Origin of the sequence: Couchioplanes azureus (genome assembly GCF_014648355.1) — a bacterium.
GTDB lineage: Bacteria > Actinomycetota > Actinomycetes > Mycobacteriales > Micromonosporaceae > Actinoplanes > Actinoplanes azureus.
On sequence record NZ_BMQY01000015.1, the window covers coordinates 60,199 to 76,073 of the forward strand.

Genomic DNA, 15,875 nt, shown 5'->3' on the forward strand with positions numbered 1-15,875 from the left:
ACGAGATCTCCATTTGTCTCAGGTGCCGCACGGCGGGGCCGATGGTCGGCCTCGATCGATCGGCGGCACCTCGCCGCCGGGGTCGAGCGACGAACGGAGCTGGTGGCATGCGTACCGTCGGAGCGTTTCGGCGTGGTGGTGCACTCGCGCTGGCTGCCTGCACCACTGCCCTGGTGGTTGCGGCGCCGGGTGGCCCGGCACAGGCCGACGTGACGAAGTCCACCTCGGGCGGGTGGCTCTGGGAGGGCACGACCCGGACGGTGGGTAACGTCCGCGACGACGTGAACTTCGGTGGCCTGCCCGCGAACGTCCAGCCGACCGGCAAGGGCGTCGGCATCGCGCTGATCGACACCGGCGTCGCGCCGGTGCCCGGTCTCCTGTCGGGCAACGTCGTCAACGGTCCGGACCTGTCCTTCGACAGCCAGGACCCGAAGACCCGGTACGTCGACCGCTTCGGCCACGGCACCCACCTGGCCGGGCTGATCTCGGCGCGGACCCCCGGCTTCACCGGTCTGGCGGCCGACGCGAAGCTCACCTCCATCAAGGTCGGCGCGGCCAACGGCGCGGTCGACGTCTCCCAGGTGATCGCCGGCATCGACTGGGCGACCGCGCACCGCAACGACGACCCCAAGAACCCGATCAAGGTCATGGTCCTCGCGTACGGCACCGACGGCACGCAGGCCTCCATCGTCGACCCGTTGTCCGCCGCGGTGGAGAACGCCTGGCGCGCCGGCATCACGGTGGTCGTGGCCGGCGGTAACGACGGGATCGGTGCCCGGCTGCGCAACCCGGCGACCGACCCGTTCGTCATCGCCGTCGGCGCCCTGGACGACAACGCCACCGCCACCTGGTCCGACGACAAGCTCGCCGACTTCAGCAGCGGCGGCAGCAGCGCCCGGTACCCGGACGTCATCTCGGCCGGTCGTTCGCTGGTCTCGCTGCGCGCGCCCGGCTCCTTCATCGACGTCCGGTACCCCGGCGCCCGGATCGGCACCAACTACTTCGTGGGCAGCGGCAGCTCGCAGGCCGCCGCGGTCACCGGCGCGGTGGTGGCCGACCTGCTCCAGCTGTTCCCGGCCCTCACGCCGAACCAGATCAAGAGCGTCATCAAGACCAGCGCACAGACCATCACCGCGTCGAACAGGGTCGCCTACAAGGTCCTCGACATCACGCGGGCGTGGAAGGCGTACTCGCAGGCGCCGCTCAGCTACAACGTGGCGAGTACCGCCCAGAGGTTCACCCCGTCGACCGGCACCGGAACGCTCGAAGGTTCGCGGGGCACCATGCACATCTCCGACGGCACGGTCGCGCTCAAGGGCGAGAACGACATCTTCGGCCCGTTCAGCACGAAGAGCTGGGCTCCCGCCAGCGCAGCACAGAAGTCCTGGTCCGGCGGCAGGTGGATGGGGCACGACTGGACCGGGACCGGCTACACCGCCGCCGCGTCCGGAATGTCGTCCTGGACCGGCCGCTCGTGGTCGGGCCGCTCGTGGTCGGGCCGTTCCTGGTCGAACAACTCCTGGACGGCGGTGACCTGGCAGAACGCCGCCTGGTCCTGACCCCGGCCCGGACCGGGTACACCACGACCGGTGCGGGTCAGGCACGATGGCGGACATGCCCGTCACCGTTGCCACCCGCATCGGCGCCGCGCCCGAGGCCGTGTGGGACCTCGTCGCGGACGTCACCCGCATGGGTCAGTGGAGTCCCGAGACCACCCGCTGCCGCTGGCTCACCGAACCGCCCAGCCCCCGGGTGGGAGCCCGCTTCACCGGCACCAACGCCTACCGGGGACGGCGATGGCGCACCGAATGCACCGTCGTGGCCGCCGACCGGGGCCGCGAGTTCAGCTTCGACGTGGTCGGTGGGGGCTTCCTCACGGTGGCCCGCTGGACGTACGCGTTCCGCCCGGTCGACGACGGCTGCGAGGTGACCGAGACCTACACCGACCGCCGGGGTCTGCTGCTCAAGCTCTTCGGCATCGCCGCGCTGGGCATCACCGACCGCGACGCCCACAACCGCCGCACGATGACCGAGACGCTGGAGCGGCTCCGCGTGGCCGCGGAGGCACGGGCCGGAGCCGCCTGAGCGCCGTACCGCTCGTGGGGCTCTGTCACGTTCGGGTGGGTGACGGTGACAGGGAGGTGGCGATGTTGATGTCGTGGGTGGATGGACACCGCGGCCGAGGTGCGACAGCCCACCGATGACCTGACGGTCGGTTCGGAATGCTCCCCGGCGGACCATCCGTGCGCCGTCCCGGGGGGCGTCCGATGCGACTGATCATGTTCAACACCACCATGGGGGTGGCCGCCGGGGTCGCCCTCATGCTGGTCCCGCGCTTCTGGGCCGTCGTCCGCGGTGACCGTCCGCCGCTGCTGCTCGTCAGCCACCAGCGGGCCGGCGGGGGATGGGCCGCGACCTTCGGCGTCCTCGGGGCGATCCTCGCCGGCCTGGGCTTCGTCATGACGGTGTGGCATCCCCTGGCGCCGGCCAAGGACCACATCGACACGATCTTCGGCGAGCCGACGTTGATCCTCGGCGTGCTGCTGCTCGCCGCGGCCTGGTACCTCGCCCGTAGCGGCGATCCCCTCGACCCGGACCGGCTGCGGACGGCGCTGTCGCCGGCGAGCTGGATGGTGTTCTGGCTCGGCATCGTCCTCGCCTGGTGCGCCGCCGCGATCGCGCGGTTCGACGCGGTGTCCTCGGCGCCGGCCGAGGAGCCCATCACCGGGCTGCTGCACGACTGGCCGATCATCGAGAACCTGTTCTTCGCCATCGTCCTGTACGGCCTCGCCGCCGTCGGCTGCCTCGCCTTCCCGTTCGCGATCCGCCCGCAGAGCCGCGTCGCCTGGCCGGTCATGTACTGGGCCTGGACCGTGTCCGGCGTCGCCTTCGCGCTGTTCTCGGCGATGAACTTCTACACGCACACGGGCCTGCTGATCAACCTCGGCACGGATGGCCCGGACTTCCGCTGGTGATCGCGCCGCGGCGACCGGGTAGCGGCCAGGGCGCCCGGGGTGTAGCGGGTGGTGGCGCGGCGGTGCCACCATCGCCCGCATGTCGTTTCATGGACGGATGCTCGCGTTCTGCGCGGTGCTGGCGCTGGCGGGGTGCGGCGGCACGGAGGCGGTGCCCGACGCTCCGGCGACGAGCGCACCGGCCGAGCGGGGCGCCCGGGCATCGTCCGGCCCGCCGCCGGTCGAGTCGACGCACGGCCCTACCGGCACGCCGGCTCCGCGCCGTCGCGGGGCGTTGCCGCCGGTGGTGAACCACGGCCCGCGCACCGGAACGCGGGTGGCGCTGACCTTCGATGCCGACATGACCGACGCCATGATCGCTCGGCTGCGGCGCGGCGAGGTGTCCTCGTACGCGAATCTTCCGATCCTGACTCTGCTCGAGAAACGGAAGGTACCGGCGACCTTCTTCGTCACCGGCCAGTGGGCCGAGCAGTATCCGCAGGTGACGCGCAGACTCGCGGCCAATCCCCGGGTCGAGCTGGCCAACCACAGCTACGAGCACGCGGCGTTCACGGGCGATTGCTACGGGTTGCCCCGGTTGCCGGCCGACCGGATGACGGCCGACGTCGCCAGGACCTTCCGGGTGCTGGAACCGTTCGGCGGGCGTCAGACCCGGTACTTCCGGTTCCCGGGCCTCTGCCACGACGAGGCGGCGCTGCGGGCGGTGGCGCCGCTCGGCGTGACCGTGGTCGACGGCGACGTGGTCAGCGGTGACCCGTTCGCCCGCAGCGCGGCCCCCGTGGTGCAGGCGGTGCTGTCGGCGGTGCGCCCCGGCTCGATCGTGATCATGCACGTCACGGAGGCGAACGCCCAGTACACCGACGAGGCTCTGCCGCTCATCCTGGCGGGCCTCCAGCGGCGCGGCCTGGAGCCGGTCACCCTCTCCGAGCTGCTGGGTGGACAACCCGGGTGAATCGGCCGGCCGCGATGACGGTGTTCTGACATCGGCGGTGCCCTTCTCGTCTCGGCGGGGCAGGAGTACGGTGAGCGCAGGTGTGCCGGGAAGCCTGGTCGGCGGTTCTGTTTCCGTATGCGACCGGAGGCCGCCGATGAACGAGATCGCCCTGCGCACCCAGAGTCTGACGAAGCGGTACGGGCCGCGCGTGCTGGCGCTCGACGGCTTGACGCTGGACGTCCCGGCCGGAGAGGTGTTCGGTTTCCTCGGACCCAACGGCGCCGGCAAGTCCACCACCATCCGGCTGCTGCTCGGGCTGGCTCGACCTTCCGCCGGGCAGGCTTGGATCTTCGGCGACGAGGTGGCCGATGTGGGCCGTGCTCATCGGCACCTGGCGTACGTTCCGGCGGACGTGGCCCTGTGGCCGCAACTGACCGGGGCGGAGACGCTGGAACTGCTGGCCCGCACCGGGCCCGGCATCGACCTGACGTACCGCGACGAGCTCGTGGAACGCTTCGAGCTGGACGTGAGCAAGCCGTGCCGGGCGTACTCGACGGGCAACCGGCAGAAGGTGGCGTTGGTGGCGGCGTTCGCGACGAGGGCGTCGCTGCTGGTGTTCGACGAGCCCACGAGCGGCCTGGATCCGTTGATGGAACGCGAGTTCCGCCGTGCCGTCGACGAGGCCCGTGACCGGGGTCAGACCGTCTTCCTGAGCTCCCACCTGCTCACCGAGGTCGAGGCGGTGTGCGATCGGGTGGGCATCCTGCGCGCCGGGCGCCTGGTCGAGGTCGCCACCGTCGCCGATCTCCGGCGGATGCACCGTGCGGAGGTCACCGTGACGTACACCGGTGCTCCGCCGGACCTGGACGCGGTGCCGGGTGTGGAGACCGTCGACACCGCGCCGGGGCGGCTGCGTTTCGCGTTGACCGGCGCGCCGGGACCGGCGCTGCGGGCCCTGGCCGCCTGCCAGGTGGTCACCATTGCCGTCCGGGAACCGACCCTCGAGGAGATCTTCCTCGACTACTACGGCGAGCCGGTCCGATGAGCACCGGGACGCTGACCGCCCCCCGACGACCGCTCGCCGGCGACCGGGGGAGGACCGTGCGAACCCTCGTGGCGCTGGCGGCTCGTCTGGTCCGGCGCGGCGGGCTTGTCGTGGCCGCGCTCGCCGCCGGGATGTCGGCGCTCGTCGCGGCCACCTACGAGCAGCTGACGAGGGACAGCTCGGTGGCCGGCGGTCTGCAGTCGCTGGCCGCCAACCCTGCGATCCGCACGTTGTTCGGTGAGCCGGTCGCCCTGGACGATGCGGGCGGCTTCACGGTGTGGCGTACCGGCACCGTGCTGGCCGTCCTCGTCGGTGTCTGGGGAGTGCTGGCGACCACCAGGATCACCCGTGGCGAGGAGGAGGCGGGGCGCTGGGACATCCTCCTGGCCGGCCCGGTGCCACTACGGACCGTACTCGTCACCCACCTGCTGGCCGTCGGTGCAGCTCCGGTGGCGTTCGGTGCGGCGGTCTGGGCCGGCCTGGCGGTCACCGGCACCGACCTGACCGGCGCTGTCGTCCATGGCGCCGGCCTGTCCCTGCTCGGGGTGTTCTTCATCGCGACGGCCGCGCTCGGCGCACAGCTCCACCCCGCACGACCGGCGGCGACGGGCACGGCGATCGCAGTGCTCGCCATGACCCTGCTCGCCCGCATGGTGGGCGACGGCGTGGACAGCCTCGCCTGGCTGCGGTGGCTCTCGCCGTTCGGGCTTCTCGAGCTGAGCCGGCCGTATGCGGGCAACCGGCCGGCGCCGCTGCTGGTTCTCGCCGCGGCCACGGCTGTCCTGGCCGCCGCCGCGGTCGCAGCGGCGGGTCGTCGTGACGTCGGTGGCGCGCTGTGCTCCCCTGCGGCCACCCGGGCCTCACGGCCGGCGCTGCTCGGATCGGTGGAGGGTTTCGCGGTGCGCCGGCTACTGCGCCCGCTGGCCGGCTGGGCCGCAGGTGTGGCGGCGTACTTCCTGCTCATCGGCCTGATCGCCGACACGATGACCCGCTTCCTGACCGACAATCCCGCGTTCGCCGACGCGGCGGTGCAGGCCGGGTTCACCGGCCTGGCCACGGTCGAGGGCTACGCCGCCACGATCTTCGCCCTCCTCGCCGTGCCCGTCGGCGGGTTCGCGGTCGGCCGGATCGACGCGTTCGCCAAGGCCGAATCCCGTCGCCATCTCGCTCTGCTGGCCGCCCAGCCGGTGTCGCGTACGCGGCTGCTCGCCGCCGAGACGGTTCCCGCGGTGATCGGCGCCGCCCTTCTCACGACGGTTGCCGGGCTCGCCACCTGGGCCGGTGTCGCGGTCACCCCGGGACATCTGGGGCTCGGCGCGGCTCTGGGCGGCGTCTGGAACACGCTGCCCGTTGTCCTGCTCAGCGTCGGTGCGGCGGTCCTGGCGCTCGGCTGGCTGCCTCCCGCCGTGACGGCCGTGGGCGCGGTGCCGACCGCGGGTGGCTTTCTGCTGCTGGTCATCGCGCAGAGTGTGAACGCCCCGCGATGGGTGGTGGACGTGTCGCCCTTCGCGCACGTCGCCGCGGTTCCCTTCACCGGCCCGGACTGGCCGGCAACCGCGGTGATGACGGTCGTCGCCGTGGCCCTGCTCGGTGCCGGAGCGATCGGCTACCGGCGCCGCGATCTGCGCCTGTAGAACCGGTGCCTCGACCCGGGTGCCGGGTACGGGTCAGTCCAGGTTGGCGAACGCTTCGACGTGGCGGGTCTTGCCGGCGACGATGAGGATGTCACCGGCGTAGACGGTGGTGTCGGCGGTGGCGTAGGTGAACTCCTCACCCGGGCGTTTGATCGAGACAACCGTCACGCCGTACTTCGCCCGCAGCGCGGCGTCGGCCAGCGTCCGGTCCGTGACCTCCCTCGGCGCGCGGGTCTTGACCAGGGCGTAGTCGTCCTCGAACTCCATGAAGTCGAGGACGTGCCCGGTGACCAGGTGCGCGACGCGTTCACCCATCTCGTGCTCGGGCAGCACCACATGATGCGCGCCGACGCGGCGCAGGATGGTGGCGTGCTGCCGGCTGATCGCCTTGGCCCAGATGTTCGGGATGCCGAAGTCGACGAGCAACGAGGTGGTCATGACGCTCACCTCGATGAAGGTGCCGACCGCGACCACCGCATGCGTCAGCTCGTGCACGCCGAGCTGCCGCAGCGCTTCCTCGTCGGTCGTGTTCACGACCGCCGTGTGGGTCAGCTGGTCGGCGTAGGTCTGCACCAGCTTGGGATCGGCGTCGACGCCGACGACCTCCCAGTCCTGGCGCATCAGCTCCAGGGCCAGGGAACTGCCGAAGCGGCCCAGGCCGAGGACCACGATGCGGTTGTCGTTCGGTTTCTTAGCCAACGATGGGTCGCTCCTCAGGTAGTTCGTAGCGGCGCGTGCGTTCGCGCAACGCCAGCGCCGCCGCCGCGGTGACCGGGCCCAGCCGGCCGATGAACATCAGCAGGATCAGGATGACGTGCCCGGCGGTGCCGACCTGGGCGGTGATCCCAGTAGACATGCCCACGGTGGCGAACGCGGAGGTCACCTCGAACAGCACCTGATCGAGGGTGAACGGCGTCAGCGCCAGCAGCGCCATGGTGGCGGAGACGACGGCCGCGACGCTGAGCAACGCGATGGTCAACGCCTGCCGCTGTACGCCGGACGGCATCCGCCGGCCCAGGGCATGCACGCTCGGCTCGCCCCGGACCTCGGCGAGGATGACGAATCCCAGCAGCGCGAACGTGGTGACCTTGATGCCGCCCGCGGTGCCGGCGCTGCCCCCGCCGATGAACATCAACGCATCGTTGATCAGCAGGGTGACGTCGTTGAGCTGGGCCAGGTCGACGCTGTTGAACCCGGCCGTACGCGGCATCACCGCGGTGACGAACCCCGCCAGCAGCTTGCCGGGGATGCCCAGCGGCCCCAGCGTGGCGGGGTTCGTCCACTCGCTGACCTCGATCGCCACCCACCCGCCGAGGAGCAGGACCACCGTCATCCCGATGGTGGTCCTGGTGTGGACCGACCATCTGCGCGGCCTGCGCAGTTCCCGGCGCAGCTCGAAGATCACGGGGAAGCCCAGGCCACCGATGATGATCGCCGCGCAGATCGGCAGGCAGATCAGCGGATCGTCGACGAACTGCATCAGCGAGTCGCGGTAGAGCCCGAACCCGGCGTTGTTGAACGCGGAGATCGAGTGGAAGACCCCCAGATAGATCGCCCTGCCCGGGCTGTGGCCGTAGCCGTCCGCGAACCGCCACGCCAGCATCGCCGCGATGGTGACCTCGACGAACACACTGATCCGTAGCACACTCAGCACGACCCGCCGGACCTCACCGACGCCCATCGCCTTGGTCTCCGCCTGGGTGCCCAGCTGCAGCCGCATCCGCAGTCGCCGTGCCACCAGCAGGCCCAGCAGCGACGCCAGCGTCATGATCCCGAACCCGCCGATCTGGATCAGCCCCAGGATCGCCACCTCACCGAATCCGGACCAGAACGAGCCGGTGTCCTCGATGACCAGACCGGTCACACAGACCGCCGACGTCGCGGTGAAGAGCGCGGTCATGAAGGGAGCCCGCTGACCGGACTCGGTGGCGAACGGCAGCGACAGCACCGCCGTGCCCAGCAGCACCGCCGCGCCGAAACCCACCACGACCAGCCGCGCCGGATGCCGTACCACCTGCGACGCTGCGGTTGTCACCGCCACCGGCGGCCGCCACCGCCGGAACCCGGCCCACGCCCCGGCGACCTGCCGGCGCAGGGAGGACACGACACGATCCGTGGCCAACCGCCACCGCGACGGCTCCGCCGAGGGGTGCGCACGACGTTCGGGCCTGAACGCCAGCAGCGCGACGCCGGCGACCCAGGCCAGGACCATGCCCACCAGCAGCGCCAGCGCCAACAGCAGTTGCCCCGCAGTCGAACCCATCAGCACATGATCCACGCCGCGGTCCGCGACGCGGCCGCCTACCACCGAAACGTCCATCGCCCGAGCGCCATGAGCGCCTCATCCGGCAAGGGTGAGGTGCGGCCGTGCGTGCGGGTGTTGCACCGACCTCACCGCAACAGGAACCACGACGAAGAGGCCATGAGAATCGTCAGCCGTCGGCAGGTATCCCCGGTTCTCCGGCAAACGCCGCAAGAACCGGGGACAGCCCGACATGTTTCTACATTGCCCTTCTCGGAGTCAGGTGATGAACGATCCTGCCGTGGTCCCGGGCGTAATCCTCGACGTCGTGCCGGACGTAGACCGGTCCCATGGCGAGTTCCGCCACCGGGTACGGAAAACCGGCCTTCCGCGCCACCTGGGCGGCTCGCTGTCGCGAGACGCCCAGTATCGTCGATATCTCCGAGAGGCCGACCAGCTCGGGCAGATAGTTGGCTTCTCCGGCGGGGCGGATCCGCATGGTTATGATGCTGGGCGCCGACGAATGTGCGGCCGCATCGGCGATGACTCGGTAAGCCTTGGTGGCTGCGCCGTTCACGTCCGTCGCCCTCACGGAGATTCGCAGACAGGTGCGATCGCCGTGCTCGGTCGACTGTCGACCGGGAAGGGATGCGGCCTGGAGCCAGGCATTGGTCATCTCGTCCTTGCGGAAATCGATTTCGATGGACCACTGCCGCTGGACGGGCTGGCGGCGGCCGCTCGGCAAGGCGACGGCTTCATGGGGACTAGTCACGGATCCACCTGTCCAGCGTGTTGTAGACCAGCGGCACCGCGGCGACCGTCAGAACTGCATCACTTCCCGTACGGTGCCATACGGCGACCGCCGCCATCAGTGAGATCATCGTGATGACGACGCCGCGAAGGGTGATGAACTGCGGCCGCTCGGGATCCGGTTGCCGCCCCACTTGGCGGATGTGGTTCCGGCCGCGCGCATGTAGGGTCATGAAATTCCCTTCCTGCCAGGATCGGAGTGAGGCGGCGTCCGGGAAGCAGCCTGGGCGCCGCCGCGCAGATGTCGATGATTCCCAGCACGGTCGGGTCGAGCGGCGGACTGGCTGTGCGACCGATCCACGCAGCAGAAGCTCACAGGCGGTGACCCCTTGCTTCTGTCAACTGGAGGCTGTCAAGGCCTCAGCTGTTCTCGCTGCTACCGACAACGGCCGCGCTCTGTTCGGTCCGGCGACTGGCCGACCAAGAGTGCGCCGCTGTCGCCGATCTGACAATCGGCGATGTGCCGCGGCGGCGGCGTGGGCACCGCGCCCGGTGTGAGAGAGGTCGCGCGACCCGAAAGCGACCGGCAGAGTTCTCAAGTGGGGGCCCCGCCTGCCGACAGTGCACCCGTGAACGAAGCTGCCGATCATGGTGCGAACGCCGCCGGCGGTCGCCCCGACGACGCCGGATTCGCTCTGCTGGAGCTGATGATGGCGATGTTCGTCGTGGGGCTGGTCGGCACGTTCACGGCCTCCCTGCAGCTCATCTCGCTGGCCACCACCCGGGCCGAGGCCAACCGGCAGGTCGCCGCGCAGCTGGTGTCCGGTGAGCTGGACCGGCTGCGCGGACTCGGAGGCAAGGAGGCCGCCAAGGAGCCACCGGTCAGCAATCCGGTGATCAACGGTCTCGAGTTCGAGATGACCACCAGCGTCACGCCGTGCTGGCAGGTCCTGACCCCCGGCGACACCACGCCGGAGTGTGTCGACCACTCCCAGCCCGGCAGCGCCGAGATGGCCCGTGTCCTGGTGACCGTCACATGGCCCGAGGGCGGCGGCATGCGCTCGCAGCGCGGGGACGCCATGATCAACGCGGAGAAGGCGATCCCGTCGTGATCGCGGAGGCGAACGAGCGGCCGGGCCGGCCGATCGGTGACGCCGGCGTGACGCTGATCGAGGTCATGGTGGCGATGACCATCCTGTCCGTCATCACCGCGATGGCCACCACCGGGATCGTCGGCGTGCTGCAACAGCAGAGGCTGGCCACGGCGTACACGGATGCGCAGGCCCAGTCCGGCCGTGCCGTGCTGAGGCTGGACCGCGAGATCCGGTTCGCCGAGGACATGGAGCTGTTCTCCGGTACGACGGCGCGACCGGAGCTGCCCGACCCGTCGCTGGCGTGGGTCGCCGTCGCCGGTACGGCAACTGCCACCCCGGGACTGAGCTGCGGCGCGGTCTCGCTGAAGGACGGCAAGCTGGAGTTGCGTACGTGGGCGGCGAGCGGGACGGCCGCCGCGGCCCAGCCGACCATCCTCGTGGAGGGCGTCGAGGCGGTCGGTGCCGAACCGTTCGAGTTCGAGCCCGAACCGGCGACGGTGCCCGGGGACGGGAGCGCGCCTCCACCGGACGAAAAGCCCGAGACCGTCGAGTTCCACCTGCGGGTGAGGTTGCGGGGCGAGGCGTCGAGCAGGCCGCTCGAGCAGCGGTTCGTCGCGCCGAACTCATACAACCAAGGCACGTACGCCGTCGGCACCGAGTGTTTCTGAGTAGGGAGAAGACCGTGAAGCGGTGGCGTTCCAGGCCCGGTGTCCTGCGCCGGTGGGTACGCGCGGACCAGGAAGGTTCGTTGCCGATCGCCATGCTGGTCACCTTGGTGGCCGTGTCGGCCGGCGCGGTGGCGACCCCCCTGGTCCTCGGCCAGGTCACCGACACGCGCACCACGGTACGCACCGGCGACGTCCTGCAGGCCGCCTCGGACGGCCTGGAGGCGGCCGTGGCGTCCGTGCGTGCCGCGGTCGTCCAGGGTTCTCCCGCCAAGCTTCCCTGCTTCGACGATCCCACCAAGGCCATCGTCGAACCTGCCGGCGACCCGGACTCCAGGGAGGGAGCCTTCTACTCGGTGACGTTGAAGTACTACAGTGCCGACCCGGCGCTTCCGGCCCAGGCGCCCATCACCAGCTGCGCCACAGTACACGGGGCGTTCCCGGAGTACGTTCGGCTCACCTCGACCGGAACCCCGCGGAGCTCGGTCGCGGGGGAAGGCCGGCGAAGCCTGCAGGGCGACTACGAGATCCGCCCGGTCACGTCCGGCGCCGGCCCGAACACCGGCACCGGCCCGACCAGCCTGGCCCCGACGCCGAGTGCGACCTGGGGACCGGAGTACGACGACTTCGTCAATCCGCGTCCGATCATGGCCTACACCACCACCCGTGGCGACGAGAAGTGTCTCGACCCCGGTAGCCAGCGGCCGGCACCCGGCACCGGCGTCACCCTGGAGACCTGCAACTCCGGCAACGTGCAGGACAACGGTTTCCGGCAGAACTGGTACTACCGGGAGGACCTCACGCTCGCCCTCGTGGCGGGCATCCTGTCCGGCACGGCCATGTGCCTCGACGCGGGCCCGCTCCCCGTGGCAGGCGTCAAGGTCACCACGCAGCCGTGCCTGAGCCCGCCGCCGATGCGCCAGCGCTGGTACTACAACGAGTTCGGCAACTACGAGATGGCGCGGGCCAAGGGCATCAACCCGAAGGACGCGGAGCTCAGCGGCCTGTGCCTGAACGTGGAGAGCCCCGGCAGGATCGGCTCTCCGATCGTGCTCGGCGGCGGCGCGAACTGCCGCAGCAAGACCTTCAGCAGCAGGCAGACCTTCAGCACCTACACGAAGATCGGTCCGGGCCAGGCCGGCAGCCGGACGCTGGACTGCACCGCCGACGCGGGTTACCCGTGTGTCGCGACCCAGCTGGTCAACAACGGTATGCCGTCACGCTGCATCGACCGGTACACCACCTTCATGGCCAACATGGAGTGCGTGCAGGCGCCTGAGCTCGCCGCCGTGCGATGGACCCAACTGTGGCGGCTGCCGCAGTGGGCGGACGGCCCGGCCGGCGTGGTCGGTCCCATCGTCGCCTTCGATCCCGTCGGCAGGAATCCGTACTGCCTGACGACGGCAACGACATGGCCCACGCTCGCGGCCTGCGATCCCAAGAAGCCGACGACGGCCCAGAAATGGCGGATCTACCGCCGGACCGGTAACGACTACACGCAGTTCCGCATCGTCGACGCCAACGGTAGGTGCCTCACCCACCCGAACGGCTCGTCCAGCGTGGGCTCGAGCGCACAGTTCTACTGGAACCAGGCGTCGTACCACTGGAAGCTCATCGTGGACACCTGCATCAACGCGAGCAACGACCCGAACAGCGTCGACCGGTTCAACCAGGCCTCCGTGCTGCGCCGGCAGAAGTGGAACGCCCCGATGCTGCTCGCCGCCAAGACGCCGGTGTCCCCCTCGCCGACGGCGGCGAGCCCGACGACGGCCGCGCCGATGCCGACGCTGCCCTCAACGTCGCCGTCGCCGTCGCCGTCGCCGTCCTCGTCGTCGTCATCGCCGCCGCCGAGTTCACCGGTGGTGCTGCACAACCTGACGCGGGTCGATCCGCCTGCATGGACCGGACCGCCCCACGGCTGACCTGCACGCGGTGACGTCCTCGCCATGGCCGGCTGCCCGGCCATGGCGAGGGCCCGGCTCCGGCGGACGGCGGCGACGACGAGTGGTTGCGCTCTCTAGCGCCGGGTGAAGGTCAAGTGCGTGACGCCGCTCGGGCTCGTCACCGACTCCACCGCGAAACGGTCCTCGAGGCTCTCCAGGCCGTCCCAGAGGCGCACGCCCCGGCCCAGAACGATCGGGACCAGGACGACGTGCAGGTGGTCGATCAGGTCCGCCGCGAGGAACTGGCGGACCGTGCCGGGCCCGCCGCCGACGCGTACGTCCAGGCCGCCGGCCGCGTCACGCGCCATCGCGAGCGCCTCGGCCGGACTCGCGTCGACGAAGTGGAAAGTGGTGCCGCCCGCCATCGTCAGCGTCGGCCGTGGATGGTGGGTGAGCACGAAGACCGGTGTGTGGAACGGCGGATCGTCACCCCACCAGCCCTTCCACTCCTCGTCCTGCCACGCGCCCCGCTGCGGCCCGAACTTGTGGCGACCCATGATCTCGGCGCCGATGCCGGGCCCCCACGCCGTGGCGTACGCGTTGTCGACACCTTCGGTTCCGCCGTCCCTGCCGTTCATCGACCGGAACGCACGCGTCTCGAAGAACCACTCCATGAGCCGTACGCCCGCGTGCCCGAACGGCGCCTCCAGGCTCTGCCCCTCCCCGGTGGCGAACCCGTCCAGCGAGACCGCGAGGTTGTGCACCCGTACCTTCGACATCGCCTCACTCTAGGCCCGTTCGCGGCCGGACATGTCGAGGCTGCCGGCGGGCCGAAGCCTGGACCGTTGCGGCTCCGAAGGGAGAGTGACCTCCTAGCCGGACTGCGAGGGCGACGGCAGCGGAATCAGGCGCGAGATTCGCTGGTTCACGATCGTCTCCAGGGATCCTGAGCCCGGAACTCCGTCGGTGGCGACCTGGTGCAGATTCGTGGGAAAAATATCCTTCACGCTTTCCTCGTGCCCTTCGCCGTCGGCGGGAAGGGTGTACCGGAAATCCGGCCTGAATTGGACGGCGATCGGCGAGGTGAGCCCGGAAAGGCCGTCGGCTGTCGGCCCGGAGGTGCTGGTCCCCGTGGGGATCCATTTGCACACGACCCAGGCGTACACCTTTTCGACCCGTGCCATGTCGGTGGCCGCGGCGGGGGCGATGCCGATCAGTTTCGCGGCGCAGACGGGTCGCCGGCCCGGCTCCTGAGAAATCTCCGTGCGGAAGCGCGGATCTTGCTCCAGCGATCGGACCAGACGTTGCGTCACGTCCGCGGCCAGCGTGGGATCCGGAGGGAGGCCTGCCCTTTCGTCGTCGCGAGCGTCGATCCACACGGCAATTCCGGCCACTGCGACCACGATCGCGGCTGACCCGCCGATGGTCAGGACGCGCCTTCGCACATCGGTCTCCTTGCGGCGCGATCGAGGATGAGGTGCCTGACCATCTAAGCAACGGCGCCCGGTGTCCCGGGGCCGACTCGCGGTGACCGGGCTGGGATGTCCACCCCGGACGGCGGATGCGGCCGGCAGGGGAGTGATGGCGCGCGGCGGTCACAGTCCTGGCGGCATCGACCTTCCGGTCGCAGGCTGAATGCGGCGATGCGGCGATCAGTGGGCCGTTCGGCCACTCAGGCCGGACGATCATCCTTTATACGGAGGTTGAGGGAAAGAGGCATGGAAAAGGCGAAGGGCCCGCTGTTAGGCTCCTGCCACCCGACGATCGAATAGATGCCGATTCTGTTGTGGGCGCCGGGTGTCAAGCCATGTCTGCCGCGCTGTTCCAGCGAGGATTCGGTCACGCCCGTGAATGATCAACACTTTCTCTCCTCGAATGAGGAATATGCGCGCCCTGGCGCGCCCTCCGGATTCACGCCTGCAGCGCAGTCCGATCCGCCACCCTGGATCGTGTCTCGGCCAGGCCCCGCGCACTATCCGCGGTCGACCGGTCGGCGTCGGCTCCTTCCTCTCGTGATGGGGTTGCTCGTCGTCGTGCTTGCTGCCGGCGGAGGCACCTGGTTTCTGCTGCGTCGCGGCGACGCGCCGCCGCCGGAGACCAGACCCGTGGCCGCCGTGCCGCCGGTCGACGACGCCGAGGGGAGCGGTTCGGGCGTGGCCGTGACGCCCACCGACGACGCGGTCGTGGAAACGCCGGCTCCCGAGCGGACATCGACCGAGCCGGAGGCGGATCCGCAGCAGGCGGCGCTCGCGCGGCTGGAGGAGATCAGCGACGACGACCTGACCGGCCTGTCGCTCGACAACCGGTACGTCGCCCAGCTGGCCTCGAAGAATCCCGGCATCCACGACGAGCTCCAGACGACGGCCGACGGCTCGCACACGTTCGAGGCCACCGACATCCTCGCCGAACATCAGCGGCTCAGGGACGACCCGGCGAACGGCGACGTCCCGGTGGTGCTGCTGAGAAGCACCGACTTCGGTACGCAGCAGCTGTATCACGGCGCGCCGCTGTACGTGACGTTCGCTCTCGGCGACTTCCGCCACGAGCGGGACGTCCGCTCCTGGTGTGCCGCACGCTTCCCCGCCCTCTCGGTCGAGGCACGGGCCAACCAGTGCGCCGTCCGGCGCCTTCGCCCTCCGGCCTGATCATCACA

Annotated in this window: 16 protein-coding genes; 10 read left to right on the forward strand and 6 right to left on the reverse strand. The window is 70.3% G+C overall.

Translation table 11 applies throughout. The features are described from left to right. The first annotated feature begins 107 nt into the window (after positions 1-107). The 6 genes from IEY99_RS32030 (at position 108) to IEY99_RS32055 (ending at position 6,588) form a co-directional block, all read left to right on the forward strand. A complete protein-coding gene (locus IEY99_RS32030; protein WP_189207855.1) occupies positions 108-1,559 on the forward strand; it encodes a S8 family serine peptidase in 1,452 nt (483 codons plus the stop codon). Positions 1,560-1,614: 55 nt separating this feature from the next. Further along, positions 1,615-2,085: an SRPBCC family protein gene (locus tag IEY99_RS32035; protein WP_229799450.1), complete on the forward strand. Its 471-nt coding sequence runs from the start codon at positions 1,615-1,617 to the stop codon at positions 2,083-2,085. Positions 2,086-2,267: 182 nt separating this feature from the next. After that, the gene (locus IEY99_RS32040; RefSeq protein ID WP_189207857.1) at positions 2,268-2,975 is read left to right on the forward strand and encodes a DUF981 family protein; all 708 of its coding nucleotides are present in this window, start codon (positions 2,268-2,270) and stop codon (positions 2,973-2,975) included. A gap of 79 nt (positions 2,976-3,054) precedes the next feature. Continuing rightward, positions 3,055-3,927: a polysaccharide deacetylase family protein gene (locus IEY99_RS32045; protein ID WP_189207858.1), complete on the forward strand. Its 873-nt coding sequence runs from the start codon at positions 3,055-3,057 to the stop codon at positions 3,925-3,927. A gap of 136 nt (positions 3,928-4,063) precedes the next feature. Beyond that, positions 4,064-4,954, forward strand: a complete 891-nt coding sequence (locus tag IEY99_RS32050) for an ABC transporter ATP-binding protein (protein ID WP_189207859.1) — start codon at positions 4,064-4,066, stop codon at positions 4,952-4,954. Between the two features lie 56 nt (positions 4,955-5,010). Next, a complete protein-coding gene (locus IEY99_RS32055) occupies positions 5,011-6,588 on the forward strand; it encodes an ABC transporter permease (RefSeq protein WP_189207860.1) in 1,578 nt (525 codons plus the stop codon). A 33-nt stretch (positions 6,589-6,621) separates the two neighbouring features. Here IEY99_RS32055 and IEY99_RS32060 read toward each other — a convergent pair whose 3' ends face one another. The 4 genes from IEY99_RS32060 to IEY99_RS32075 all read right to left on the reverse strand — a co-directional run bounded on the left by IEY99_RS32060 (position 6,622) and on the right by IEY99_RS32075 (position 9,774). Then, positions 6,622-7,287, reverse strand: a complete 666-nt coding sequence (locus IEY99_RS32060) for a potassium channel family protein (RefSeq protein WP_229799451.1) — start codon at positions 7,285-7,287, stop codon at positions 6,622-6,624. Beyond that, entirely contained in the window at positions 7,280-8,851 is a 1,572-nt protein-coding gene (locus tag IEY99_RS32065; RefSeq protein WP_229799452.1) for a TrkH family potassium uptake protein, read from the reverse strand. Before IEY99_RS32065 ends, IEY99_RS32060 begins: the two co-directional genes overlap by 8 nt. A gap of 238 nt (positions 8,852-9,089) precedes the next feature. After that, on the reverse strand, positions 9,090-9,602 hold the full coding sequence (locus IEY99_RS34740) for a hypothetical protein (RefSeq protein ID WP_229799453.1): 513 nt from the start codon (positions 9,600-9,602) through the stop codon (positions 9,090-9,092). Further along, entirely contained in the window at positions 9,595-9,774 is a 180-nt protein-coding gene (locus tag IEY99_RS32075) for a hypothetical protein (protein WP_189207861.1), read from the reverse strand. Before IEY99_RS32075 ends, IEY99_RS34740 begins: the two co-directional genes overlap by 8 nt. Before the next feature lie 435 nt (positions 9,775-10,209). On the opposite strand from IEY99_RS32075, the gene IEY99_RS32080 reads away from it, so the two are divergent. From IEY99_RS32080 to IEY99_RS32090, 3 genes are read left to right on the forward strand one after another with little or no spacing between them, the layout of a single operon-like run. Further along, on the forward strand, positions 10,210-10,692 hold the full coding sequence (locus tag IEY99_RS32080; RefSeq protein ID WP_189207862.1) for a type IV pilus modification PilV family protein: 483 nt from the start codon (positions 10,210-10,212) through the stop codon (positions 10,690-10,692). After that, a complete protein-coding gene (locus IEY99_RS32085; protein ID WP_189207863.1) occupies positions 10,689-11,342 on the forward strand; it encodes a prepilin-type N-terminal cleavage/methylation domain-containing protein in 654 nt (217 codons plus the stop codon). Before IEY99_RS32080 ends, IEY99_RS32085 begins: the two co-directional genes overlap by 4 nt. 14 nt (positions 11,343-11,356) lie before the next feature. Then, positions 11,357-13,261 (forward strand): RICIN domain-containing protein, encoded by a 1,905-nt coding sequence (locus tag IEY99_RS32090; protein ID WP_189207864.1) that lies wholly within the window; start codon positions 11,357-11,359, stop codon positions 13,259-13,261. 95 nt (positions 13,262-13,356) lie between these two features. Here the strand turns inward: IEY99_RS32090 and IEY99_RS32095 are convergent, their stop codons facing one another. Further along, positions 13,357-14,001, reverse strand: a complete 645-nt coding sequence (locus IEY99_RS32095) for a dihydrofolate reductase family protein (protein ID WP_189207865.1) — start codon at positions 13,999-14,001, stop codon at positions 13,357-13,359. A 93-nt stretch (positions 14,002-14,094) separates the two neighbouring features. Then, positions 14,095-14,667 carry a hypothetical protein gene (locus IEY99_RS32100; protein WP_189207866.1) on the reverse strand — a complete coding sequence of 191 codons (573 nt, stop codon included), beginning with the start codon at positions 14,665-14,667 and terminating at the stop codon, positions 14,095-14,097. Between the two features lie 327 nt (positions 14,668-14,994). Between IEY99_RS32100 and IEY99_RS32105 the strand changes: the two genes are divergently transcribed. Next, positions 14,995-15,867: a hypothetical protein gene (locus IEY99_RS32105; protein ID WP_189207867.1), complete on the forward strand. Its 873-nt coding sequence runs from the start codon at positions 14,995-14,997 to the stop codon at positions 15,865-15,867. Positions 15,868-15,875 lie beyond the last annotated feature (8 nt).